Annotated in this window: 23 protein-coding genes and 2 tRNA genes; 19 read left to right on the top strand and 6 right to left on the bottom strand. The window is 66.8% G+C overall.

Annotated features, from left to right (window positions below):
• Positions 1-29 precede the first annotated feature (29 nt).
• Positions 30-1,874 carry a dihydroxy-acid dehydratase gene (ilvD, locus tag EF294_RS09410; protein WP_123928662.1) on the bottom strand — a complete coding sequence of 615 codons (1,845 nt, stop codon included), beginning with the start codon at positions 1,872-1,874 and terminating at the stop codon, positions 30-32.
• A 240-nt stretch (positions 1,875-2,114) separates the two neighbouring features.
• Complete coding sequence (locus tag EF294_RS09405) at positions 2,115-2,519, bottom strand: PH domain-containing protein (RefSeq protein WP_246007769.1); 405 nt, start codon at positions 2,517-2,519, stop codon at positions 2,115-2,117.
• A gap of 472 nt (positions 2,520-2,991) precedes the next feature.
• Here EF294_RS09405 and EF294_RS09400 point away from each other — a divergent pair, with 472 nt between their 5' ends.
• The 7 genes from EF294_RS09400 (at position 2,992) to EF294_RS09370 (ending at position 9,466) form a co-directional block, all read left to right on the top strand.
• Positions 2,992-4,923, top strand: coding sequence for an acetolactate synthase large subunit (locus tag EF294_RS09400; RefSeq protein ID WP_123928656.1), 1,932 nt, complete (start codon positions 2,992-2,994; stop codon positions 4,921-4,923).
• Complete coding sequence (ilvN, locus tag EF294_RS09395; protein WP_123928653.1) at positions 4,920-5,420, top strand: acetolactate synthase small subunit; 501 nt, start codon at positions 4,920-4,922, stop codon at positions 5,418-5,420. The genes EF294_RS09400 and ilvN overlap by 4 nt, the downstream gene beginning before the upstream one ends.
• Positions 5,421-5,498: 78 nt before the next feature.
• Positions 5,499-6,512, top strand: coding sequence for a ketol-acid reductoisomerase (ilvC, locus tag EF294_RS09390; RefSeq protein WP_123928650.1), 1,014 nt, complete (start codon positions 5,499-5,501; stop codon positions 6,510-6,512).
• Positions 6,513-6,725: 213 nt separating this feature from the next.
• A complete protein-coding gene (locus EF294_RS09385; RefSeq protein ID WP_246007768.1) occupies positions 6,726-6,953 on the top strand; it encodes a hypothetical protein in 228 nt (75 codons plus the stop codon).
• Complete coding sequence (locus EF294_RS09380; RefSeq protein ID WP_123928647.1) at positions 6,953-8,239, top strand: hypothetical protein; 1,287 nt, start codon at positions 6,953-6,955, stop codon at positions 8,237-8,239. Before EF294_RS09385 ends, EF294_RS09380 begins: the two co-directional genes overlap by 1 nt.
• Positions 8,236-9,075: a hypothetical protein gene (locus EF294_RS09375; protein WP_123928644.1), complete on the top strand. Its 840-nt coding sequence runs from the start codon at positions 8,236-8,238 to the stop codon at positions 9,073-9,075. The genes EF294_RS09380 and EF294_RS09375 overlap by 4 nt, the downstream gene beginning before the upstream one ends.
• Positions 9,068-9,466, top strand: a complete 399-nt coding sequence (locus tag EF294_RS09370) for a hypothetical protein (protein ID WP_123928641.1) — start codon at positions 9,068-9,070, stop codon at positions 9,464-9,466. Before EF294_RS09375 ends, EF294_RS09370 begins: the two co-directional genes overlap by 8 nt.
• Positions 9,467-9,561: 95 nt before the next feature.
• Here the strand turns inward: EF294_RS09370 and EF294_RS09365 are convergent, their stop codons facing one another.
• Positions 9,562-10,227: a chymotrypsin family serine protease gene (locus EF294_RS09365; protein ID WP_123928638.1), complete on the bottom strand. Its 666-nt coding sequence runs from the start codon at positions 10,225-10,227 to the stop codon at positions 9,562-9,564.
• Between the two features lie 295 nt (positions 10,228-10,522).
• On the opposite strand from EF294_RS09365, the gene serA reads away from it, so the two are divergent.
• The 4 genes from serA to EF294_RS09345 all read left to right on the top strand — a co-directional run bounded on the left by serA (position 10,523) and on the right by EF294_RS09345 (position 14,644).
• On the top strand, positions 10,523-12,118 hold the full coding sequence (gene serA, locus EF294_RS09360; protein WP_123928636.1) for a phosphoglycerate dehydrogenase: 1,596 nt from the start codon (positions 10,523-10,525) through the stop codon (positions 12,116-12,118).
• On the top strand, positions 12,115-13,125 hold the full coding sequence (locus EF294_RS09355) for a 3-isopropylmalate dehydrogenase (protein ID WP_123928633.1): 1,011 nt from the start codon (positions 12,115-12,117) through the stop codon (positions 13,123-13,125). The genes serA and EF294_RS09355 overlap by 4 nt, the downstream gene beginning before the upstream one ends.
• A 179-nt stretch (positions 13,126-13,304) precedes the next feature.
• A complete protein-coding gene (locus EF294_RS09350; RefSeq protein WP_123928630.1) occupies positions 13,305-13,655 on the top strand; it encodes a GntR family transcriptional regulator in 351 nt (116 codons plus the stop codon).
• A complete protein-coding gene (locus EF294_RS09345) occupies positions 13,652-14,644 on the top strand; it encodes a hypothetical protein (RefSeq protein ID WP_123928627.1) in 993 nt (330 codons plus the stop codon). The genes EF294_RS09350 and EF294_RS09345 overlap by 4 nt, the downstream gene beginning before the upstream one ends.
• Before the next feature lie 7 nt (positions 14,645-14,651).
• Here EF294_RS09345 and EF294_RS09340 read toward each other — a convergent pair whose 3' ends face one another.
• Positions 14,652-15,872: an MFS transporter gene (locus tag EF294_RS09340; RefSeq protein ID WP_123928624.1), complete on the bottom strand. Its 1,221-nt coding sequence runs from the start codon at positions 15,870-15,872 to the stop codon at positions 14,652-14,654.
• Positions 15,873-16,013: 141 nt separating this feature from the next.
• Here EF294_RS09340 and EF294_RS09335 point away from each other — a divergent pair, with 141 nt between their 5' ends.
• The 5 genes from EF294_RS09335 (at position 16,014) to EF294_RS09315 (ending at position 19,397) form a co-directional block, all read left to right on the top strand.
• Positions 16,014-16,787: a fumarylacetoacetate hydrolase family protein gene (locus EF294_RS09335; protein ID WP_123928621.1), complete on the top strand. Its 774-nt coding sequence runs from the start codon at positions 16,014-16,016 to the stop codon at positions 16,785-16,787.
• A complete protein-coding gene (locus EF294_RS09330; protein WP_123928619.1) occupies positions 16,784-17,608 on the top strand; it encodes an alpha/beta fold hydrolase in 825 nt (274 codons plus the stop codon). The genes EF294_RS09335 and EF294_RS09330 overlap by 4 nt, the downstream gene beginning before the upstream one ends.
• Before the next feature lie 34 nt (positions 17,609-17,642).
• Complete coding sequence (gltX, locus tag EF294_RS09325; protein ID WP_123928616.1) at positions 17,643-19,151, top strand: glutamate--tRNA ligase; 1,509 nt, start codon at positions 17,643-17,645, stop codon at positions 19,149-19,151.
• 84 nt (positions 19,152-19,235) lie between these two features.
• Positions 19,236-19,307 (top strand) — tRNA-Gln (locus EF294_RS09320).
• A gap of 17 nt (positions 19,308-19,324) precedes the next feature.
• A tRNA-Glu gene (locus EF294_RS09315) sits at positions 19,325-19,397 on the top strand.
• A gap of 89 nt (positions 19,398-19,486) precedes the next feature.
• On the opposite strand, the gene EF294_RS09310 is transcribed toward EF294_RS09315, so the two are convergent.
• Positions 19,487-19,984 carry a pyridoxamine 5'-phosphate oxidase family protein gene (locus EF294_RS09310; protein ID WP_123928613.1) on the bottom strand — a complete coding sequence of 166 codons (498 nt, stop codon included), beginning with the start codon at positions 19,982-19,984 and terminating at the stop codon, positions 19,487-19,489.
• Positions 19,985-20,074: 90 nt separating this feature from the next.
• A complete protein-coding gene (locus EF294_RS09305) occupies positions 20,075-20,806 on the bottom strand; it encodes an IclR family transcriptional regulator (protein WP_123928610.1) in 732 nt (243 codons plus the stop codon).
• A gap of 107 nt (positions 20,807-20,913) precedes the next feature.
• Here EF294_RS09305 and leuC point away from each other — a divergent pair, with 107 nt between their 5' ends.
• The 3 genes from leuC (at position 20,914) to EF294_RS09290 (ending at position 23,846) form a co-directional block, all read left to right on the top strand.
• Positions 20,914-22,383 carry a 3-isopropylmalate dehydratase large subunit gene (leuC, locus tag EF294_RS09300; protein ID WP_123928608.1) on the top strand — a complete coding sequence of 490 codons (1,470 nt, stop codon included), beginning with the start codon at positions 20,914-20,916 and terminating at the stop codon, positions 22,381-22,383.
• 80 nt (positions 22,384-22,463) lie between these two features.
• Complete coding sequence (gene leuD / locus EF294_RS09295; RefSeq protein WP_123928605.1) at positions 22,464-23,057, top strand: 3-isopropylmalate dehydratase small subunit; 594 nt, start codon at positions 22,464-22,466, stop codon at positions 23,055-23,057.
• 189 nt (positions 23,058-23,246) lie between these two features.
• On the top strand, positions 23,247-23,846 hold the full coding sequence (locus EF294_RS09290) for an HU family DNA-binding protein (protein WP_123928601.1): 600 nt from the start codon (positions 23,247-23,249) through the stop codon (positions 23,844-23,846).
• The last annotated feature ends 7 nt before the right edge of the window (positions 23,847-23,853 follow it).

The following is a 23,853-nucleotide window of genomic DNA, read 5'->3' as shown; positions in this document are numbered from 1 at the left end:
AGAACCAATTGCTTTGGGAGGAAACGGAGTCAGTCGACCTGACGGACCGCACCCTTGTCGGCCGAGGTGGCCAGCTTGGCGTAAGCGCGCAACGCCGTGGTCACCGTGCGCTGCCGGTCCTTGGGCTGCCACGGCCGTTCGGAGGCCTCCATTTTGGCGCGGCGCTCCGCGAGCACCTCGTCGTCGACGAGAAGGGCGAGCTGCCGTGTCTTGACGTCGATCACGATCGGGTCGCCGTCCTCGACGAGACCGATGACGCCGCCGGCGGCGGCCTCGGGGGAGATGTGACCGACCGACAGCCCCGACGAGCCGCCGGAGAACCTGCCGTCGGTGATCAGGCCGCACTTCTTGCCCATCCCGGTGCCCTTCATGAAGGCCGTCGGGTGCAGCATCTCCTGCATGCCCGGCCCGCCGGACGGGCCTTCGTAGCGGACTACGAGCACCTCACCGGCCTGCAGCGTCTTGGACAAGATGACCTGCACGGCCTCCTCCTGGGATTCCACGACGCGCGCCGGGCCCTCGAAGTGCCACAGATCCTCGTCGATCCCGGCGGTCTTGAGGACGGCGCCGTCCTGCGCGAGGTTGCCGCGCAGCACGCAGAGCCCACCCTCGACCGTGTAGGCGTGATCCTTGTCGCGGATGCAGCCGCCCTGGGCATCGGTGTCGAGTTCGTCCCACCGGTTTGCGGTGGAGAACGGGGTGGTGGTGCGCACGCCGCCCGGCGCGGCGTGGAACAGTTCGATGGCCTCGTCGGTCGCCCTGCCGCCGCGAATGTCCCAGTCGTCGAGGAACGCTGCGATACTCGGGGAGTGCACGGTCGGCGCCGAGTCGTCGATCAGCCCGGCACGACGCAGTTCCCCGAGGATGGCCGGGATTCCACCGGCCCGGTGCACGTCTTCCATGTGATAGTCCGAATTGGGCGCGACCTTCGACAGGCACGGCACTCCGCGGCTGATTTCGTCGATGACAGACAGATCGAAATCGGCGACCTCGCCCTCCTGCGCGGCGGCGAGGATGTGCAGCACAGTATTCGTCGACCCGCCCATGGCGACGTCGAGGGCCATGGCATTGCGGAAGGCGGTCGGGCCCGCGATATTGCGGGGCAGCACCGAGGAATCGTCGTTGCGGTACCACTTCTGGGCGGCCTCGACGACGACGCGCCCGGCTCGGGAGAACAACGCCCGACGGGCCTCGTGGGTGGCCAGGGTCGAACCGTTGCCCGGCAGCGCAAGACCCAGCGCCTCGGTGAGACAGTTCATCGAGTTTGCGGTGAACATCCCCGAGCACGACCCGCAGGTCGGGCACGCCGAGCGCTCGACCTCGCCGAGCCCGGCCTCGTCGACGCCGCTGTTGGCCGACGCCGAGATGGCGGTGATCAGGTCGGTGGGCGCGTGTGCGACGCCGTCGACGACGACGGCCTTGCCTGCCTCCATCGGTCCGCCGGAGACGAACACCGTCGGGATGTTCAGGCGCATCGCGGCGTTGAGCATGCCTGGGGTGATCTTGTCGCAGTTGGAGATACAGACCAGGGCGTCGGCGGTGTGGGCGTTGACCATGTATTCGACGCTGTCGGCGATGATCTCGCGGCTCGGCAGCGAGTAGAGCATGCCACCGTGGCCCATCGCGATCCCGTCGTCTACGGCGATCGTGTGAAACTCACGGGGCACCCCGCCGGCAGCGCGGACGGACTCGGCCACGATTTCTCCCACGTCCTTGAGATGAACGTGCCCGGGGACGAACTGGGTGTAGGAGTTGGCGATCGCGACGATCGGCTTGCCGAAGTCGTCATCGGTCATTCCGGTGGCGCGCCACAGGGAGCGGGCGCCGGCGGCTTCGCGTCCGACGGTGGTGGTTCGGGACCGCAAGGGTGGCATGAGGTTTCCTCAATCGGGTTCGTACGGGCGCCCGCAATGCGGACGCGCACGGCACTGACGTGGGGTCAGCGCGCGAACCGCTCGGAGGTGTTCGCGAGCGGGTCCGACTCAGGAGGTGGGGGTGGGTGTGATTCCTCGCCGCCGGCGCTGACCGCGACCGTCGACACAATGGCGTGGACGATCAGCCGCGTCCACGGTACTCCTGGCTGACATGCGCGAACAACACAGTTCCCGCTCGCCTCAGCGTGCGTCGCGGGCGGCGGCGAAGGGGTCGGGAATCCGGCCGGCGCTGGCAGCCGAGAGTCGCGGCATATCGCCGAAGGTGATAGCGGGCAGGCGGACGCGATCGCCGTCGGTGAGCACCGCCCGCGCCGGGCCCCACCGGCTGAACTGTAGGCCGTCGATGTCGGGCCACTCGACGTCCCTGGAACCGAACGTGCCGACCGCGCGCAGTCCGTCCTCGGTCACCACGGTCTTGATGCGCCGGATCCACACTGCGAGCAGGACCGGGACCGCGAAGGTCCAGCCGAACCACGCGAGGTTGGTGCCGGCCAGGATCAGCACCACCAGCAGCGTTGCAGGCACGGTGAAATAGGCGAGCTTGCTGAGCGTGAACTCCTGTGGCAGCTCGGCTTTATCCGACATCGCCTCCGATGGTGATGCTGTGGTCGATTCCGCCGGGGCCGACCGTGCCGAGTCGGACGAGGACTGGGTGGACGACCGGGCGCCGGAGGTAGAACGAGTCACGATCTCATTGTGGCATCCGGGCGTCGGTGCTCGTGACGCGCGGGGGGTGCCGAGGACCAGTGACTTCCCAAAATCTGGGACGCGGAGAAGGCGAGTTTGACTCTGCACTATCGGCAGTCCTACCGTGTTTGTCGTGATGCACAACGAGATTCTCGTAGTACTCGGCCGGCGCGTCGTCGCCTGACCGGTCACTACATCGACCTCCCAACATCGACGCGCCACCCTCGAACAGCAACCGCTGTCGGGGGTTTTTTGTTGCCCACCCCCCATTGACCCCGAATCCCCGGTTGAGCGGTAGTACAGACCAGTGCGGCAGTGCACCTGCGACTGAGAACGACGACCGTCGACCACGAACACGAAGGACCGTGCAGTGAGCGCACCAACAGCACGTACGGACACGACCCCTCCGGGCGCCGGGCCGCGTCAGGAATCGCCGGCGGCGGGCAGCCTCCGTGCGGTCCGGCAGAACACCGTCGCCCCCGAGCGTGTCAGCGGCGCGCAGTCGGTGGTCCGTTCGCTGGAAGAACTCGGTGTCGAGGTGGTCTTCGGTATTCCCGGCGGTGCGGTGCTCCCGGTGTACGACCCGCTTCTCGATTCGCGCAAGGTCCGCCACGTGCTCGTCCGACACGAGCAGGGGGCGGGTCACGCGGCTACTGGTTACGCGCAGGTCACCGGACGCGCCGGGGTGATGATGGCGACGTCGGGTCCCGGCGCCACCAACCTCGTCACCCCGCTCGCCGACGCGCAAATGGACTCGGTGCCCGTCGTCGCGATCACCGGCCAGGTCGGTCGCGCGCTCATCGGTACCGACGCCTTCCAGGAGGCCGACATCTCCGGTATCACCATGCCGGTCACCAAGCACAACTTCCTGGTGTCCAACGCGATCGACATCCCGCGCGTCATCGCCGAGGCCTTCCACATCGCCGAGAGCGGTCGTCCCGGCGCTGTGCTGGTCGACATCCCCAAGGACATCCTGCAGGCCCAGACGACCTTCTCCTGGCCGCCGCAGATCGACCTGCCCGGCTACCGGCCGGTGACCAAGCCGCACGGCAAGCAGGTCCGGGAGGCGGCGCGAATGATCAACGCCGCCAAGAACCCGGTGCTCTACGTCGGTGGCGGGATCATCAAGGCCAACGCCTCGGCGGAGTTGCTCGAACTCGCCGAACTCACCGGCATCCCCGTCGTCACCACGCTGATGGCGCGCGGCGCGTTCCCCGACTCGCATCCGCAGCATCTGGGGATGCCGGGGATGCACGGCACCGTCGCGGCCGTCGCCGCGTTGCAGCGCAGCGACCTGCTGATCACACTCGGCGCCCGCTTCGACGACCGGGTGACCGGCCAGCTCTCGTCATTTGCCCAGGGCGCCAGGGTTATTCACGCCGACATCGACCCGGCGGAGATCGGCAAGAATCGCCACGCGGACGTGCCGATCGTCGGCGACTGCAAAGCGGTCATCCTCGATCTGCTCGACACGCTGCGTGCCGAGCGGGCCACCACCGGTACCACGCCGGAGCTCGGGGAGTGGTGGGACTACCTCGACGGCATCCGTCGTACCTATCCGCTGAGTTATGACCGTCCCGCCGACGGTTCGATGTCGCCGGAGTTCGTGATCTCCCAGATCGGCAAGCTCGCCGGCCCCGATGCCGTCTACTGTGCAGGCGTCGGTCAGCACCAGATGTGGGCGGCGCAGTTCATCTCCTACGAGAAGCCGCGGACCTGGCTCAACTCCGGCGGACTCGGCACCATGGGGTATGCGGTGCCCGCCGCGATGGGTGCCAAGATGGCCGCCCCCGACACCGAGGTGTGGGCCATCGACGGCGACGGCTGCTTCCAGATGACCAATCAGGAACTGGCCACCTGTGCGATCGAGGGCATTCCGATCAAGGTTGCCCTGATCAACAACGGCAACCTGGGCATGGTGCGGCAGTGGCAGACCCTCTTCTATGAGGAGCGCTACTCCAACACTGACCTGGCGACCCACTCGATGCGCATCCCCGACTTCGTCAAACTTGCCGAGGCGCTGGGTTGTGCGGCCTTCCGGGTGGAGAACGAGGCAGAGGTTGACGAGGTGATCGCGAAGGCGCGCGAGATCAATGACCGTCCGGTCGTCATCGACTTCATCGTCGGTGCCGACGCGCAGGTGTGGCCGATGGTCGCCGCCGGAACCGGCAACGACGAGATCATGGCGGCCCGCGACATCCGGCCGCTGTTCGACGACGATGCGTCGGCCTCCGCTCCCGCCGACATCCACGAAGCGGTCAATCAGAGCACCAACCTCGGCCAGGAGGGCGAGCAGAAGTGAGTACCCATACCCTCAGCGTCCTCGTCGAGGACCGTCCGGGCGTCCTGGCCCGCGTCTCGGGATTGTTCTCCCGGCGCGGGTTCAACATCGAGTCCCTCGCCGTGGGGCCGACGGAACTCAAGGGTGTCTCGCGGATGACGATCATGGTCTCCGTCGAGGACTTCCCGCTTGAGCAGGTCACCAAGCAGCTCAACAAGCTGATCAACGTGATCAAGATCGTCGAGCAAGACCCGTCGAGCTCGGTCTCACGTGAGCTGATGATGGTCAAGGTACGCGCCGACTCCTCAGTGCGCTCGGAGGTCATCGAGGTCGTGAATCTGTTCCGCGCCAAGGTGATCGACGTCTCCCCGGAGTCGGTGACAGTGGAGGCGACCGGCACCGCCGAGAAGCTCGAGGCGCTGCTGCGGATGCTCGATCCGTACGGCATCCGGGAGATCGCGCAATCCGGCGCGGTCACCCTGGGGCGCGGCCCGAAGAGCATGTCGGCCAACCGCTGACGCACGCAAGTCACATCGCGCCCCACGCGGGATAACCGATCCATTTGGGGCACAACATAAATCGAAGGGAAGTCAACTGTGGCGATCGAATTGTTCTATGACGACGACGCCGACTTGTCGCTCATCCAGGGCCGCAAGGTCGCGGTGATCGGCTACGGCAGCCAGGGACATGCGCATTCGCTGTCGCTGCGTGATTCGGGTGTCGACGTCGCGATCGGCCTGCGCGAGGGCAGCAAGTCGCGGGAGAAGGCTGCCGAGCAGGGCCTGAAGGTCATGACCGCCGCCGAGGCCGCCGCCTGGGCCGACGTGATCATGGTGCTGGCGCCCGATACCAGCCAGGCGCAGATCTTCACCGAGGACATCGAGCCCAACCTCAAGGACGGCGACGCGCTGTTCTTCGGCCACGGTCTCAACATTCACTTCGGTCTGATCAAGCCCCCGGCCAACGTCACCGTCGGCATGGTCGCCCCGAAGGGCCCGGGTCACCTGGTGCGCCGGCAGTTCGTCGATGGCAAGGGTGTGCCCTGCCTGATCGCGATCGACCAGGATCCGAAGGGTGAAGGTCAGGCGCTGGCGCTCAGCTACGCGAGTGCGATCGGTGGCGGCCGTGCCGGTGTCATCAAGACCACCTTCAAGGAGGAGACCGAGACCGATCTCTTCGGTGAGCAGGCCGTGCTGTGCGGTGGCACCGAGGAACTGATCAAGACCGGCTTCGAGGTGATGGTCGAGGCGGGTTACGCCCCGGAGATGGCCTACTTCGAGGTGCTGCACGAGCTCAAGCTCATCGTCGATCTGATCTACGAGGGTGGCATCGCCCGCATGAACTACTCGGTCAGCGACACCGCCGAGTTCGGTGGTTACCTGTCGGGGCCGCGGGTCATCGACGCCGACACCAAGGACCGGATGCGCGCCATCCTCTCCGACATCCAGGACGGTAGCTTCGTCAAGCGTCTCGTCGCCAATGTCGAGGGCGGCAACAAGGAGCTCGAGGACCTGCGCAAGAAGAATGCCGAGCACCCGATCGAGGTCACCGGCAAGAAGCTGCGCGACCTGATGAGCTGGGTGGATCGGCCGATCACCGAAACCGCCTGAACACAAGCGTGATTCGTGGCCCCGTTCCCGATGGGAACGGGGCCACGGTCGTCTGCGGCGGCCGACAGGGGAGGCTGTGGATGAATTCTCGGCCCGTCGACGCATCTGCTCTACGCTTGGCCCATCGGTGTCGATGTGATGGGGGAGAGTCATGGATGTCAATCCGGAAGCGTTGCGGCAGTTCGCCACTCGGGTCGACGAGGTGGGCGCACAGTGCTCCGCGTCGCCCATGCCGCACCACTTCGACGCGCTTGCAGCGTTGATGCCTGGCTCCACCACGGCGTACGCCGCACAGACCGCCGCCTCGGCGATGCGGCCGCTGTTGGCCACTACTTCGGGCAGGTGTCGGCGGCCGTGTACACCGCTGCCGGCGACTACGAGACCTCCGATGCCGCGCTGGCCGACCGGTTCGGTCGCGTCCCTGCTCCCGGGAGGGCGTGATGATTCCCAGCCGCACGGTGTTCGACACGTGGCGGACCGAATCGGTGGGGGCTGCCGGCCGCACGCTGTGGGACAGCGGCGAAGCACTCGACGACGAGGTCTCGGGCGCCCGGTACGCCATCTCGCGTCTGGCGCAAGACGGTCTGTGGTCCGGCGTGGCCGCGCAGTCCGGTGAGACTGCGATCGACGTCGGCTGCCTGCGGGCCACCTCGGTGAGCGCCATCGCGCGCAACTCGGCGATCGGTATCGCCCGGTCCGTTCCGGACCTCACCGCAGCGGCGTCGAAGATCCGAAACCTGTTGACGGTCATAGAATCCAGCGATCTGTTCGTCACCGACGACTGGTTGGTGCTGCCGCGCGTCAAGAACTACCCGGCGACGTTGGCCGCCACGCTGGCGACCGTCGCCGACACCTTTCAGGTGCAACTCAATCCCGCCCTGGTCGACCTGAGCCAAGCCGATCACGACATCGGCGCATTTGTGCGCCGAACACTGATGGGCGACGGTCTCGGCCTGGCCCTTCCCGAGATCGGCGCGGATCCCCACGCGCCCAGGGACTTCACCGAAGCCCCGCACGGTGACAACACCGGCGGCACCAATCCCGAGTTCGGCCGCGGCCTGCAACGCGCGCGCCTCCTCGAGCATATGACCGGTACGGTCGTCGAGACCGAGACCACCACCGCCGGTGACACCACGACGACGATGGTGAGGATGCTCGACGGCTCCAGGCAGACCTACACCAGCGGTCCCGGAGTGAACCGGACCGAATTCCGCAGTCCCGAAGGTGTTCTGACCGCCACGCGCACCGTCGCGGGCGATGGCACGGCAACCGTGTCGTTGACTCGTCCGGGCAAGTCGCCCGCAGTCGTGACCGAGCGCCCCGACGGTACGACCGAGGCGGTCGTCGACGGGATCACCTTCCCCATCCCGTCCTCTCGTGACTATGCGATCGCCCTGGCCGCGGGTGTCATGTCCGCGACCGAATCCGGTGTGGCACGCGGGCTTCCATACCTCAACCAGGCTCAGGTCGCGCGCCTGGAGATCGGTGCGAAAGCGGCCGGGCCGGGTCTGACGCTGCTCGGTACGGCGATGGGGGTCGCCACGGCGGAGAACGGCTACGAACGGTGTGTGGCAGGCGTGGCCGGCGGTGTCGGGTTGGGCGCCGATCTGGCACTGCTGGCATTGGCCCCGGAGATGAGTCCGCTGCGAGCCTTCTGGACCGGCGCAAGCGTGAGTCTTGGGGGTTCCATGGTGGGCAACATCGTGGGTCAGGTGCTGTGTCGATGAGGAATCTCGAGGTGGTCGGCAAGCGGCCTGCATACCATCGATGCCCACGTGCCTGGCAGGGAGCACGGTGGCGTCTGTGGGCGGGCAGGGTCTTCTGGGCTGTTGTCTGCTCGATCTTCGTGGGGGCGTCGGTGATGTCGGCTCTCGGCGGCAGCGTCATCGTGGCGGTGGCGGCCGCGTCCGGCGCCGCGGGGGTCGCCCTGCTGCTGTTGTCCGAAGAACTCCGGTGGATGCGCACGGGCGCGACCCGACCGGACCTCTGTGGCGTGCGAATCGCGGGGGCGGCATTGGTGATTCGTGCCGATGACCGCGAACGTGCGGTGGACATTGCGTTGCCGGCGGCGTTCGCCCTCGGCGGTGCCGGGGCGTTCTACGCCGTGTGCTCCGGAGAACTCGATCTCTCCTTCGTGCAACACTCGCCGCGGCCGGTCTCGCCGTTCACCTTTCTGGCCGTCGCTGTCACCGGTGCGGTCGGTCTCGTCTGGGAAATGGTTCGGCGCCGGCCCGACCCTCTGGTGCTGACCCCGCACGCGCTGATCGTCGGCAAGAGACTCGGTCCACGGGGCGCGATTGCCTGGACCGACCTCGACCGCACCGAGCCGATGCCCACCGATGTGGGCAGACGTCGCAGGGGTGCCGACGCATGGCTGGCCATCGGCGCGGACGAGGAACCACGGCTGCGGTGCAACGTCGCGCGGCTCGGAGCGCCGACGACGTTCTGGCTTCTGGACTTCTATCGGCGGCATCCGGAACTGCGTGATGAGCTCGGTGACGCCCGGGTGTTGCGGCGACTGCGTGACGGATCACTCGTCGACGACGGTCGAGCCGATGTCTGATCGGGCCCACTCACCGTTGCCTCCGGAATACGTTGCGGTGCTGCGAGATCTGGCGCGCGAGCCCGAACGCACCGAGGAGATCCGGAGCATGCTCGCCGGACTCGACGGTGTCACAGGGGTCGAAGCGGGCCTGATCGACGCTGTCCTTCCGTTGCCGAGCACCTGGCGCCCCGATGACCACGCACTGTTCTGTCGTGACCGGCGAGTCCGTGACGCGGAGCTGCGCCGCCGCATCGACGCCGCTCTCGACGGGTGGATCGAGAGCGGTGGATGGTCGTGGAGATCAGGGGGAGTCGACGCCGAGGATCATCGGCGCATCGCCGAGCTGACGCGGCGCGAATTCGAGGCCGAGATGGCCGATCATCGCCGAGGACACGGTACCGGCGGATGAATCGGCGAGGTCTGCCCGAACGCCCGGCCCCACACAGACGGGAGCGCCCCCTCCCGAGATGGGGAGGGGGCGCACCCGATGGAGCGAGTTCAGGGTCAGTAGACCGAGAAGCCCTTGTACTTGGTGTGGTTCACGTAGTTGAGGATCGGCCCGATATTGGTGCCGGTCTCGGGGCCGAGGCAGCCGAGGAAGTAGTACGCGTTGACCATGCCCACGAGTTTGTCGCCGACGACCACCGGGCTACCGGAGTCGCCCTCGATGACGCATATCTGGGAGAAGTGCACGTCACCGTCGGAGAACCAGGCGACACCGCAGGTGCTGCCGGTGGTGCGGCCTTCCTTGCACGCCACAGTCGGGAAGCCGATCGGGCGGGTGTCGATCCCGCGGATCGTCACCGACCGCACGGTGCGCAGCGGTACGACGCGTGTGGGGTCGAACTCGATGATCGCGACGTCGTCCTTCGGGTCGGAGTAGGTCACCACACCGGCTTGACCGCGATCCTGGAACGTCTCGGAGAGGACCTGCTGTCCGGGTTGGCCGCAGTGTCCTGCGGTGATGCCGATCAGTTGACCGGTCTTCGCGTGACCGATCGTGGTCAGGGTGCACGCCTTGGCGGAGTTACCGCCCTGTGGGATCAGGATTCCGGATCCACCGCCAAGGAAGATCTTCGCCGGAGCCGCCTGCGCGGCGCCGGGAGCCCCCCAGCCGGCGAGTACCGTCGCCGCCAGGACAGCCAACAGTACTGTCAGCTTCTTCTTCATCCACTCTCCACTCTGCTACCCGATCGGCGAGGCTTCTCGACCGCCTGATCGATTGTTGACACATCTCCCCAAGCGCCACCGTACCGGCGGACTCGACGGGTGCCGCCGTCCGGCGACACTCTGCCGCCGCATCGCAACACTTCCGTAATGCCGCTCACAATGTACACGTCCATCCTGTGCCTTCCGGTCGCGTTGACGCCCGGCTGTTCGTCGCATCAGGAGAGGTCTCTAAGCTGACTTGCGGATGCCGATACGGCATCGCGCCCGATCTCGCCACCGATTCTGGAGAAAAACTGTGACCTCAGCTGGCCTGCCGGTCGTTCTCATCGCCGACAAACTGGCCCCCTCGACCGTGGAAGCACTCGGCGACGGGGTCGAGGTGCGCTGGGTGGACGGACCCGATCGCCCGAAACTGCTCGAAGCCGTCGTCGATGCCGATGCGATCCTGGTGCGTTCGGCGACCACCGTTGACGCCGAGGTCCTCGAAGCGGGCAAGAAACTGAAGATCATCGCGCGCGCAGGCGTCGGCCTCGACAATGTCGACGTGCCGGCTGCCACCGAGCGCGGCGTGATGGTGGTCAATGCGCCCACCTCCAACATCCACACCGCCGCCGAGCACGCCATCTCGCTGATGCTCTCGGCGGCTCGGCAGATCCCGGCCGCCGATGCGACCCTGCGCGAACACACCTGGAAGCGTTCGTCGTTCAACGGCGTGGAGATCTTCGACAAGACCGTCGGCGTGGTCGGACTCGGCCGGATCGGCCAGCTCGTCGCCGCTCGACTGGCCGCCTTCGAGACCCACGTGATCGCCTATGACCCTTACGTGTCGCCGGCGCGAGCGGCCCAGCTCGGCATCGAATTGGTTTCGCTCGACGAGCTTCTCGAGCGCGCCGACTTCATCACGGTGCATCTACCCAAGACGCCCGAGACGCTCGGCCTCATCGGCGCCGACCAGCTGGCCCGCACCAAGAAGGGCGTGATCATCGTCAACGCCGCCCGCGGTGGTCTCATCGACGAGCAGGCGCTGGCCGACGCGATTGTGTCCGGACAGGTCCGCGCCGCTGGCCTCGACGTCTTCGCCACCGAACCATGCACTGACTCGCCGCTGTTCGAACTGCCGCAGGTCGTGGTGACCCCGCACCTGGGTGCCTCGACCAGCGAGGCCCAGGACCGCGCGGGTATCGATGTCGCCAAGAGCGTGCGGTTGGCCCTGGCCGGCCACTTCGTCCCGGACGCGGTGAACATCGTCGGCGGCACCGTCGACGAAGAGGTCGCCCCGTGGCTGGAGATGGCGCGCAAGCTCGGTGTGCTGGTCGGGGCGATCAGCTCCGAACTTCCGACGTCACTGGTTATCGATGTCCGCGGCGAACTCGCCTCGAGCAACGTCGACGTGCTGGGTTTGTCGGCGCTGCGCGGCCTGTTCGAGGCCGCCCTGACCGAGCCGATCACCTTCGTCAACGCCCCAAAGGTGGCGCAGGACCGCGGTGTTGCCAGCGAGGTGACGACCGCCTCCGAGAGTCCCAACCACCGCAGCGTGGTCGACGTCAAGGCGGTCTTCGCCGACGGCTCGGTCCACAACGTGGCCGGGTCGTTGTCAGAGCCGCGGCAAGTGGAGAAGATCGTCAACATCAACGGACGCAACTTCGACATGCGCGCCGAGGGCCTCAACCTCCTGGTGAGCTACACCGATCAGCCGGGCTCGCTGGGCAAGATCGGTACGCTGCTCGGTGACGCGGGCATCGACATCCTCGCCGCGGCGCTCTCCCAGGACGCCGCGGGTGCCGGTGCCACGATGATCTTGCGGGTCAGCCGCGAGGTCGACGACTCGGTGGTCGAGGCCATCGAGTCCGCAGTCGGCGCAACTCTGATCGAACAGGTGGATCTGTCATGAAGCTCGCCGTCATCGCCGGGGACGGAATCGGCCCCGAGGTCATCGCCGAGGCACTCGAGGTGTTGCGGGTGGTGACCCCCGACGTCGAGACCACCGAGTACGACCTCGGTGCCCGTCGCTATCACCGCAACGGTGAATTGCTGACCGAGGCCGATCTGGATTCGTTGCGTGAGCACGACGCGATCCTGCTCGGCGCGATCGGTGACCCGTCGGTGCCGTCGGGGGTTCTCGAACGCGGACTGCTGCTCTCCATGCGTTTCGCACTCGATCACCATGTGAACCTGCGGCCCTCGCGCCGGCTGCCCGGAGTGAGCTCGCCGCTCGCCGGCGACCCCGACATCGATTTCGTCGTCGTCCGTGAGGGCACCGAGGGCCCCTACACCGGCAACGGTGGCTCGATCCGCGCGGGGACCCCGCACGAGGTCGCCACCGAGGTCAGCGTCAACACCCGCTTCGGCGTCGAGCGCGTCGTCCGGGATGCCTTCGAGCGGGCGAGCCGCAGGCGCAATCACCTGACGTTGGTCCACAAGACCAACGTGCTGACCTTCGCCGGATCGTTGTGGAGTCGGGCGGTCGCCGAGATCGGTGCCGAGTACCCCGATGTCACCACCGACTACTGCCACGTCGACGCCGCGACCATCTACCTGGTCACCGACCCCGGACGGTTTGACGTGATCGTCACCGACAACCTGTTCGGCGACATCATCACCGACATCGCGGCGGCTGTCTCCGGTGGGATCGGGCTTGCCGCGTCGGGCAACATCGATGCCACGCGGACCAATCCGTCGATGTTCGAACCGGTACACGGTAGCGCCCCCGACATTGCCGGTCAGGGCAAGGCGGACCCCACGGCCGCGATCCTGTCGGTGGCACTGCTTCTCGATCACCTCGGTGACGCCGAGGGCGCTCGACGCGTTGAACAAGCCGTCGCCGACGATCTGCTCGACCGCGACGGCCAGGAGTTGTCGACCTCGGAGATCGGCAAGCGCATTCGAGAGCGGCTGTAGCGCAACGCATTCTGCACTGTCCGGTGGCCCGGCTCGGTGGTGTGTGGTCGAGGAGACCCCACCCCGGTACCGGGCCACCGTCATCTGTGGCCGACGCGAGAGTGTCTCGGCGGGGGATCGCGTGTGCCCCTCGCCGGCGGCCACTTGTTCTAGTTTCAATAGAACTATACAATCAGGTTGTGTTCATTCGAGTCGATCCCACCGATCGCTCGCCGATCTTCGCCCAGATCGCGGCGTCGGTCCGCGGTGCCATCGTCCGCGGTGACATCGGCGCCGGCGAACGGCTGCCTGCCGCGCGTGAACTCGCCGCCTCGTTGGACGTGAACGTCCACACGGTGTTGCGGGGATATCAGATCCTGCGGGATGACGGGCTCGTCGAACTGCGTCGCGGGCGGGGTGCGGTGGTGTCCGACCGCGCGCCGGAACAGGCCGAGATCGGTGAGGCCCTCGATCGGCTCGTCGGGGTGGCGCAGCGGTGGGGGCTGGGGCCCACGGAATTGTCGGCAGAGATCACCAGGAGGATGTCATGAGTGCGACGATGTCGAAACCCACTCGGGGACAACGGTTTCGTTGTGTGCTGGTGGGTGTGGTCCCGCCGGTCGTGATGCTGGGCGTCGCGGTGTCGTTGCTGGCGGCGTGGCGCGGCGAGCTTCCTGATCCGATGGCATCGCATTGGGGTACCGGGGGAGTCGACGGCACGAGCAGCGTCGCCGGGGCGATCGTGACGGTGGTGGTCGTGTGTGTACTCGCCGGCGTGGTGAGCACCGTGGCGTCCCTCGCGATGTCGCATCCCCGGCAGGTGCGGGCGAGTGTGGTGCTGATCAACTTTCTCGTGGTGGTGATCGCCGGGTTGATACCGGCCGTGGCGGCCGGGCAGCGGGGAGTGGCCGACGTGCACGACGTTGCCACGCCGGTGGTGCCGATCCTGATGACCCTCGGCATCGCGGCGGTGGTCGCGGCGGGCAGTTGGGTTCTCGTCCCGCAGTGGGCCACCGCGGTCGGCGGGCCGGTGGGTGCGGTGCCCGCCGAAGACCTCGCCTCCGGGGAACGCTTCTATTGGCAACGCGCGGTCGGGAACTCGGTGGTCGCCGACGCCTTCTACGCCGCCACCGCGGTGGCGCTGGTCGTCATCACCGCGCTGACCGGGTTGTGGTGGCTGCTGGTGGTTCCCGCGGTGATCATCGTCGGCGCCGTCCTGATGGGGACCGTGCGGGTGCGGATCGATCGCACCGCGCTGACGGTGCGCGGTGCGCTGCCGTGGCCTCGCCAGGAGATCGCCATGGCCGATATCGTCCGCGCCGAGGTCATCACGGTGCACGCCCTACGCGACACCGGTGGTTACGGCCGCCGTCTGGCCGTCCGCGGAGAGGCCAAGGGCGCGTGGGGATTCGTGGTGCGCTCGGGTGAGGCGGTGCTGGTGACACGCGTCGACGGCCGTCGCGACTTCGTCGTCGTCGACGATGCCGCGACGGCTGCCGGCCTGATCAATGCGGTGCTCGCCCAACGTCTGCCGGGCTGACTCGCGCTCATTCCGGTGTCTCGACCGACACCGGTTCCGGTTGCGGGAGCCGGTCGCGCGGAACCAATGGCGCCGCGATCATCGGTGCTACCGCACTCGCGGCGAAGGCCAGTGGGAAGCCGACCGCGGTGATGAGCGCGCCGAACAGTGGGGTGGTGGCGGCGGTGGCCAGATACTGTGCGGTGTTCTGGATGCCGAGACCGCGTCCGCTCCAGCGCGGCCCGGCGAATTCGGCGATCGCGGTGAAGGCCAGGCCGTTGTCGGTGACGGAGACGATCGAGGCCACCATCATGACGACCACACACACCGGACTGTCGGCCCAATCGGTCAGTGCCAGAACGCCCATCGCGACGCCGGCGACCACGGCGATCAGCCGGATCGGCCGCATCCGGGACAACCAGGCGTCCGACCATCGCCCGGCCGCGATGCGCCCCAGCGCGCCGAGGGTCTGGGTGATCGTCACGAGAACACCGGCCGTGGCCGGGGACCAGTGGCGGGCCACGATGAGCCAGGTCGGCACGAAGGTCCACAGCATCGACTGCGGGATCACCAACAGCACGCTGACCGCGTGCACCCGTGCCAGGAACCAGCTGTCGCGGTATGGGTTTCGTGCTGGTGCGGCAGCGGTCGTGGGAGCCGACGGCGGATCGACGATGCCCAGCACACACGCGAGCAGGCCGAGTGCGGTCACCACGACCGGGACCACCAGCGCTGCGGCGATGCCGAGGTGTTGGGCGATCGCGGGCATGCTCAACGCGCACACCGCGATTCCCAGGGGTTGGGCCATCTGCCGGACGCCCATGGCCGTGCCGCGCTGGGCCGCGGGGAACCAGCCGACCACGATCCGGCCGCTGGCGCCGTTGGCGGCACCGGAACTCAGACCGCCGAGGAACAGCAGCGCCGCCAACACGGTGAATGGGGCCGATTGCCATGCCGCCACTGCCGTCGCGATCGCCGCCACCAAGGTCAGTGACAGCGAGATCGTCAGGATCACGCGTTCGCCGTGCCGATCGAGCAGGCTGCCCCAACCGATGATGGCGAGCATCAATCCGACCGTGGGGACCGCGGCGAGCACCGACGCCCGCGACACGCTCATGCCCTCGGCGTGCAGGGCGGGGATCAGATAGGCGACGCCGGACACCACGCAGGTCGTGGTCATCGCGGCGATCAGCGAGCACGCGAGCATCGTCCACCTGCGGGTGGTGCCGATGGTGTCTGGGGAATTCATGTCGCCTCCTCGAAGCTCTCACATGCCGCTCCGGCTGTCTCATTATTTGGGAAGTGGCTCCCATATTCTAGAACCCACGATCGGCACGAGGCCAATCGACGTCCCGAAGTGTGGACAACGGCGGTGCGATACCCTCGGGCCATGCGTCTTGGTCGAATCGCCAGTCCCGATGGTGTCGCCTTTGTCTCGCTCGAGGATTCCGGTGACGGTGTCGTCGCCAAGGAGATCGCCGAGCATCCCTTCGGCACCCCGACCTTCACCGGCCGGAGTTGGCCGCTGGCCGATGTGCGACTGCTCGCGCCGATCCTGGCGACGAAGGTCATCTGCATCGGCAAGAACTACGCCGCGCATGCGGCCGAGATGGGCGGCTCGGCTCCCGAGAATCCGGTGATCTTCCTCAAACCGAACACCTCGATCATCGGGCCGGAGGTCCCCATCGTGCGGCCGCCGTCCTCGGACCGTGTCGATTTCGAAGGTGAACTCGCCGCGGTGATCGGTCGTCCCTGCAAGGACGTCAAGGCCTCCGAGGCGGCCGGGGTCATCCTGGGGTACACCGTCGCCAACGACGTGACCGCCCGCGATCAGCAACAGGCCGACGGGCAGTGGACACGCGGCAAGGGCTATGACACCTTCTGCCCGCTGGGACCGTGGATCGACACCGCCTTCGATCCCTCGGATGCCGAGATCCGCACCGAACTCGACGGAGAGGTGCGCCAGCGCAGCCGAACCTCGTTGATGCTGCACGACATCGGCGCCATCGTCGAGTGGATCTCCCGGGTGATGACGCTGCTGCCCGGTGACGTGATCCTCACCGGAACCCCGGAGGGGGTGGGTCCGATGGTTGCCGGGCAACGGGTTTCGGTGTCCGTCGAAGGTCTGGGCACGCTGAGCAATCCGGTGGTGGACAAGCCGTGACGGCACCGGTGAGCACCGCTCGGATCAACGGGATAGACCTGTCCTACGAGGTGGCCGGCGACGGGCCCCTCGTCGTGATGGTGATGGGCACCGGCAGTCCGGGCCGGGTGTGGAAGGCCAATCAGGAACCGGCCCTGCGCAAGGCCGGCTATCGTGTCGCCCTGTTCGACAACCGTGGCATCGCCCCGTCCTCGGAGTGCGCCGCCGGGTTCACGCTCGAGGACATGGTGGCCGACACCGCCGGACTCATCGAGCATCTCGGCGGACCGGCTTTCGTCGTGGGCACCTCGCTGGGTGCCCGCATCACCCAGGAACTCACCCTGGCGCGGCCCGACCTCGTCCGCGGCGCGGTGATGTTGGCCACCTACGGCCGCAGCACGCCGCTGCAGGAGGCGATCTCGGCCGGCGAGCGCGCGCTTTACGACCAGAAGATCACCTTGCCCCCGGAGTACGAGGCCGCCATCACCGCACACCTCAACCTGTCGCCGCACACCCTCGACGACGATCGGGCCGCGCAAGATTGGCTCGACATCATCGGGTTCTCGCCGCAGTCGGTAACCCCTGGGGTGCGTGCTCAGCTCGGACTGCACCACCGGGCTGCCAATCGTCTCGACGCATACCGGCGGATCACTCGACCCACACTCGTCGTCGGATTCGCCGACGATCGTACGTTGCCGGTCAAGCTCGCACGTGAGGTGGCCGACGCGATCCCGGGAGCCGAGTACGCCGAGGTGGCAAAGGCCGGGCACTTCGGTTATCTCGAACAGCCGTCCGAGGTGAACCGGCTCATCGTCGACTTCTGCGACCGCCACCGGGACTGACTGCTCGGGTGGTCGGTTCGATACGCTGAGCCGCATGGCCAGTACCGATTCCGCCCGCCCCGCTCCCGCAGGCACCGACGCCGTGCGTGTCCGATTCTGTCCGTCCCCGACCGGTACCCCGCACGTCGGGATGGTGCGCACCGCGCTGTTCAACTTCGCGCAGGCCCGACACGACAAGGGCACCTTCGTCTTCCGCATCGAGGACACCGACGCTGCCCGCGACAGCCAGGAGTCCTACGATGCGATCCTGGAATCGTTGCGATGGCTCGGACTCGACTGGGATGAGGGCCCCGAGGTCGGTGGATCGTACGGTCCGTACCGGCAATCGGAGCGTCGTGGAATCCACCTCGACGTGGTGAAGCGTTTGTTGGCGGCGGGTGAGGCCTACGAGGCGTTCTCGACTCCGCAGGAGGTCGAGGAACGGCATCGCGCAGCGGGCCGTGACCCGAAGCTCGGTTACGACAACTTCGACCGCGACCTCACCGACGATCAGCGTGCGGCCTATCGCGCCGAGGGCCGCAATCCCGTTGTCCGCCTTCGTATGCCCGACCGTGACATCTCCTGGGACGATCTCGTCCGCGGCGCCACGACGATCAAGTCGAGTACTGTTCCCGACTTCGCGCTGACCCGTGCGAACGGCGATCCGCTCTACACCCTCGTCAATCCCGTCGACGACGCGATGATGCGGATCACCCATGTGTTGCGCGGGGAGGACCTGTTCTCCTCCACACCACGCCAGATCGCGTTGTACGAGGCGCTGATCCGGATCGGCGTGGCTGAGGCGGTGCCCGTGTTCGGGCATCTGCCGTTCGTCATGGGGGAGGGCAACAAGAAACTCTCCAAACGCGATCCGCAGTCCAATCTGTTCCATCACCGGGACCGCGGATTCCTGCCGGAGGGTCTGCTCAACTACCTCGCGCTGCTCGGTTGGGGATACTCGCACGAGACCGACGTGTTCACCCTGGAGCAGATGATCGACAAGTTCGACGTCCGTGACGTGAACTCCAATCCCGCACGCTTCGATCAGAAGAAGGCCGACGCGATCAACGCCGAGCACATCCGGATGCTCGAACTCGTCGACTTCGCCGCGCGGCTCAAGGCCTACCTCGTCGACCGCGGTCACCTGTCGGAGCCGATCGACGACGCCACCTTCACCGCCCTCGCCGAACTCGTGCAGACCCGGATTCAGGTGCTCGGCGATGCGTGGGCGTTGATGTCGTTCTGCTACGTCTCCGACGCGGAGTTCACCATCGACGAGAAGGCGGCCGCCAAGAACCTCGGGCCCGATGCGGTGCCTGTCCTCGACGCCACCATCGCCGCCGTCGAGGCGCTGTCGTCGTGGCAGACGTCGGCGCTGCACGACGCCCTCAACGCCGCGCTGGTGGACGATCTGGGCCTCAAACCACGCAAGGCGTTCGGTCCGGTGCGGGTTGCGGTGACCGGGTCACAGGTCTCGCCTCCGCTGTTCGAGTCGATGGAACTCCTGGGCCGTGACGTGAGCCTCGCGCGTCTGCGCGCGGCGCGGGAGTTGGCCGCAAAGTAGCCTCTGACCAGACGATTTGTGGTCCAGGGGTAGTGCTCTGCTAATCTATCGCAGGTTCTTTTCCGAGAGGAAAAGAAAAGACCTTGGGGTATGGTGTAATTGGCAACACAGCGGTTTCTGGTACCGCCATTCTAGGTTCGAGTCCTGGTACCCCAGCGACCACCAAGGTCTATGGCCCCGTCGTCTAGCGGCCTAGGACGCCGCCCTCTCAAGGCGGTAGCGCGGGTTCGAATCCCGTCGGGGCTACAGAGAAAGGCGCCCTTCCCGGTAATGCCGGGGAGGGCGCCTTTCGCATGTGCTGCCGGGGATGTTATCGACGCCGGAGGCAGTGGTGCCTACAGATACTGGGCCGTCGATCCGGACACCGGCGTCTGTGGCAGACCGAGCTTGCGGTGATCCCAGGAGCGAGTCCGGCTTCCGGTGATGCGTACCGCGACGCGCTTGTTCATCATCTGCTCGACGAAGGGTTTGGATTCCTCGGTGTACGGGGCGGTGTAGCGTTCCCACACCGAGATACCCACCTGCAGGCAGGAATCGGCGTCGTCGAGGATCTCCGCGGTGCCCTCGATGCAGACGCCGCGCAAGGTGTCGTAGGTGTCGCCGTCCTCGATGAGAACCGAACACCGATTATTGCGCCGGAGATTGACGGCCTTCTGCGATTTGGCCTTTGTCTCGAACCAGATCTCGCCGTCGATAATCCCGTACCACATGGCAACGAGATGGATGTTGCCATCGGGTCCAGTCGTGGCAAGTGTGGCGGTTCGGCTGCGGGCGATGAATTCCTCGACCTCGTCGGGACTCATCACGATCTGGGTGCGCTGGTTTGTGCCCATTGCCCGGTTACTTCCTCCTCGTCGCCCGCGGTGGGGAATCCGGTCCGCGGAAGGTCTGTGTGCTTCGAAACCGACGCTAACCCAGTGGTCCTATTGAGTCGATACCAGCCTCTTGTGGATGGCGTCGGCGGCGGCGAGGAGATCCGCGGCCCAGCGGGCCCCGGGGCGGCGTCCCATCCGGTCGATCGGTCCCGAAACCGAGATCGCGGCAACGACTTCGCCGGCGCCATCGCGTACCGGGGCTGAGACACTGGCGACGCCCGCCGCACGCTCACCTGCGCTCTGCGCCCACCCGCGTCGTCGGATGTCATGTAGCGAGCGGTCACTGAAGGCACTGTCGGCCAACAGGTGTCGCTGGGTGCTCGGGTCGGCCCACGCCGCGAGCACCTTCGCGGCCGACCCGGCGGTCATTGGGAACCGGGTGCCCACCGGGACGGTGTCCCGCAGTCCGGTCGGTGGTTCCATCGCCGCGATACACACCCGCTCGGACCCTTCGCGGCGATACACCTGGACCGATTCGCCGGTAATCTCCCGTAGTCGCGGCAGCACCATGAGTGCCGCCTCGCGCACCGGATCATGTGCCGAGGAGGCGAGTTCGCCCAAGGCCGGCCCGGGATACCACCGGCCGGCGGAGTTGCGTGCGAGCAGGCGGTGCGTCTCGAGGCCCACCGCCAGTCGATGCGCGGTGGCCCGGGGCAGGCTGGTGCGTTCGCACAATTCCGTGAGATTGCACGGGGTCTCGGCGATGGCGCGCAAGACAGTGACCGACTTGTCGAGGACGCCGATTCCGCTGTGGGGCTCCGATGCGCTATCCTTTCCCATAGGACGATACTAGCTGTCCAAATACTGAGATGCACGTCGGTCGGTGATCGCCCAGCCCATTACGGTCGCCGGCAGCGACATTGCCAGAGACGGATGCGAGTGCAGCCATGACGAACAACTCAACCGGATCGAACAGCCCTGCGGGTGCGACGAACAGTCGTGCGGACTCTGCTGCGGGGCCACGTACCCTCGCCGAGAAGGTCTGGGACGACCACGTCGTCGTCCGCGGGGACGGGGCGTCGACACCCGACCTGATCTACATTGACCTTCATCTGGTCCACGAGGTCACCAGTCCACAGGCCTTCGACGGTCTGCGGCTCGCCGGCCGTCCCGTGCGCCGGCCCGACCTGACGATCGCCACCGAGGATCACAACGTCCCGACGGTCGCGACCGACCTTATCGCCGACCCGGTGTCGCGCACTCAGGTCGAGACGCTGCGCCGCAATTGTGAGGAATTCGGTATCCGGCTACACCCCATGGGAGATGCCGAGCAGGGCATCGTGCACGTCGTCGGTCCGCAACTGGGACTGACTCAGCCGGGTATGACGGTGGTCTGCGGCGACTCGCACACCGCGACCCACGGCGCATTCGGTGCGCTGGCAATGGGAATCGGCACCTCCGAGGTCGAGCATGTCCTCGCGACCCAGACGCTGTCTCTGCGGCCCTTCAAGACCATGGCCATCACCGTCGACGGTGATCTGCCCTCCGGCGTCACGAGCAAGGACCTCATCCTCGCCGTCATCGCCGAGATCGGTACCGGCGGTGGGCAGGGCTACGTCCTGGAGTACCGCGGCTCGGCTATCGATCAACTGTCGATGGAGGCGCGGATGACCATCTGCAACATGTCGATCGAGGCCGGCGCCCGCGCCGGGATGATCGCGCCCGACGCCGTCACCTACGAGTACCTGCAGGGCCGTCCGCATGCCCCCACCGGCGCCGACTGGGATGCGGCCGTGGCCTATTGGGATTCGCTGCGCACCGATCCCGGCGCGGAGTTCGACGCCGAGGTTCGCATCGACGCCGCCACACTCTCCCCGTTCGTGACCTGGGGAACCAATCCAGGGCAGGGCGCACCACTGTCGGCGAAGGTTCCCGATCCGGCCGACATGGGCGACGAAACCGCCTCCGTCGCAGCGGCCAAGGCGCTGGAATATATGGACCTCGCACCGGGCACCCCGCTGCGCGAAGTTGCCGTCGACACCGTGTTCGTGGGCTCCTGTACCAACGGACGGATCGAGGATCTGCGTGCCGTTGCCGAAATCCTCAAGGGCCGCACAGTGGCAGACGGGCTACGCATGCTGGTGGTGCCCGGGTCGATGCGCGTGCGTGCGCAGGCCGAGGAGGAGGGTCTCGGCGAGATCTTCACTGCCGCAGGCGCCGAGTGGCGTCAGGCCGGTTGCTCGATGTGCCTCGGGATGAATCCTGACCAACTCGCCCCGGGCCAGCGTTGCGCCTCGACCTCCAACCGCAATTTCGAGGGCCGGCAGGGCAAGGGTGGGCGAACACACCTTGTCTCACCGGCCGTGGCCGCCGCCACCGCAGTGCGCGGCACGTTGTCCTCGCCCGCAGACCTGTAGCGCCCCAGAAGTCTTGGCCTTCGGCGGGAACTCCCGGACAGTCCCTGCCACACCTCCCATTCGCAGACCGGAGTCACATCATGGAACCCTTCATCGAGCACACCGGGATCGGCGTACCGTTGCGCCGCAGCAACGTCGACACCGACCAGATCATCCCTGCCGTCTACCTCAAACGGGTCACCCGAACCGGATTCGAGGACGGACTCTTCGCCAGCTGGCGCTCGGATCCGGACTTCATCCTCAATGCCGAACCCTGGAATCGTGGGTCGGTCCTGGTCGCCGGACCGGACTTCGGGACGGGGTCGTCGCGCGAACACGCCGTCTGGGCGCTGTCGGACTTCGGTTTTCGGGTGGTCATCTCCTCCCGATTCGCCGACATCTTCCGGGGCAACGCGGGCAAAGCAGGCCTGGTGGCCGCCCAAGTCGAGCAGTCCGATGTCGAACTGCTGTGGAAGCGACTCGACGAGCAGCCCGGCCTCGAAGTGACTGTGAGCCTTTCCGAGCGGACGGTGACTGCAGCAGACCTCGTGGTGCCGTTGACAATTGATGACTACACGCGGTGGCGTCTGATGGAGGGCCTCGATGACATCGGCCTGACATTACGGCAGGTAGACGCGATTTCCGAGTACGAGAACGGGCGGCCCTCCTTCACGCCGGTGACTCTGCCGTTCTGAAGTCCCCTCCCGGGTTCGGCCCACAGACAAGCCCCGAACGCCATCGACGGAACGTGTTAGCGGCCTGAAATTTTCGCAACACGTCCCGTCGATTGGCGTGGAAGATGGACGTTTTCGCCTTGGACGTTTACCGTGTGGGGTTAGCTGGCCATATCAGACACGGCCAGAACAGCTTGCGGAGGTATATCAATGAACAAGGCAGAGCTCATCGATGAGCTGACCAAGAAGCTCGACGCTGATCGCAAGACCGCGACCGAAGCGGTTGAGCTGATCGTCGACACCATCGTCCGCGCGGTGAACCGCGGCGAGAGTGTCACCATCACCGGCTTCGGTGTCTTTGAGAAGCGTCGTCGCGCACCGCGCGTCGCACGCAACCCGCGTACCGGCGAGACCGTGAAGGTGCGCGCCACCTCGGTTCCGGCGTTCCGTCCTGGAGCACAGTTCAAGGCTGTCGTCGCCGGCAAGCAGAAGCTCTCGGCGACCGGTCCGGCAGTCAAGCGCGGGAGCGGTGCGGGTACCACCACCGCCGCCAAGAAGACCGCGGCAAAGAAGGCTCCCGCCAAGAAGACCGCGGCAAAGAAGGCTCCCGCCAAGAAGACCGCGGCAAAGAAGGCCCCGGTCAAGACCACTGCCACCAAGACCGCAGCAAAGAAGGCCCCGGCCAAGACCACTGCCGCGAAGAAGACCGCCGCCAAGAAGGCTCCGGCCAAGAAGACCGCGGCAAAGAAGGCTCCGGCCAAGAAGACCGCCGCCAAGAAGGCTCCCGCCAAGAAGACCACCCGGCGCTGAGCCCGCA

This window comes from Gordonia oryzae (assembly GCF_003797185.1).
In the GTDB taxonomy this organism is placed as follows: Bacteria; Actinomycetota; Actinomycetes; order Mycobacteriales; family Mycobacteriaceae; genus Gordonia; species Gordonia oryzae.
The sequence above is the reverse complement of the archived record's forward strand: the minus strand, read 5'-3'. Positions and strand labels throughout refer to the sequence as shown.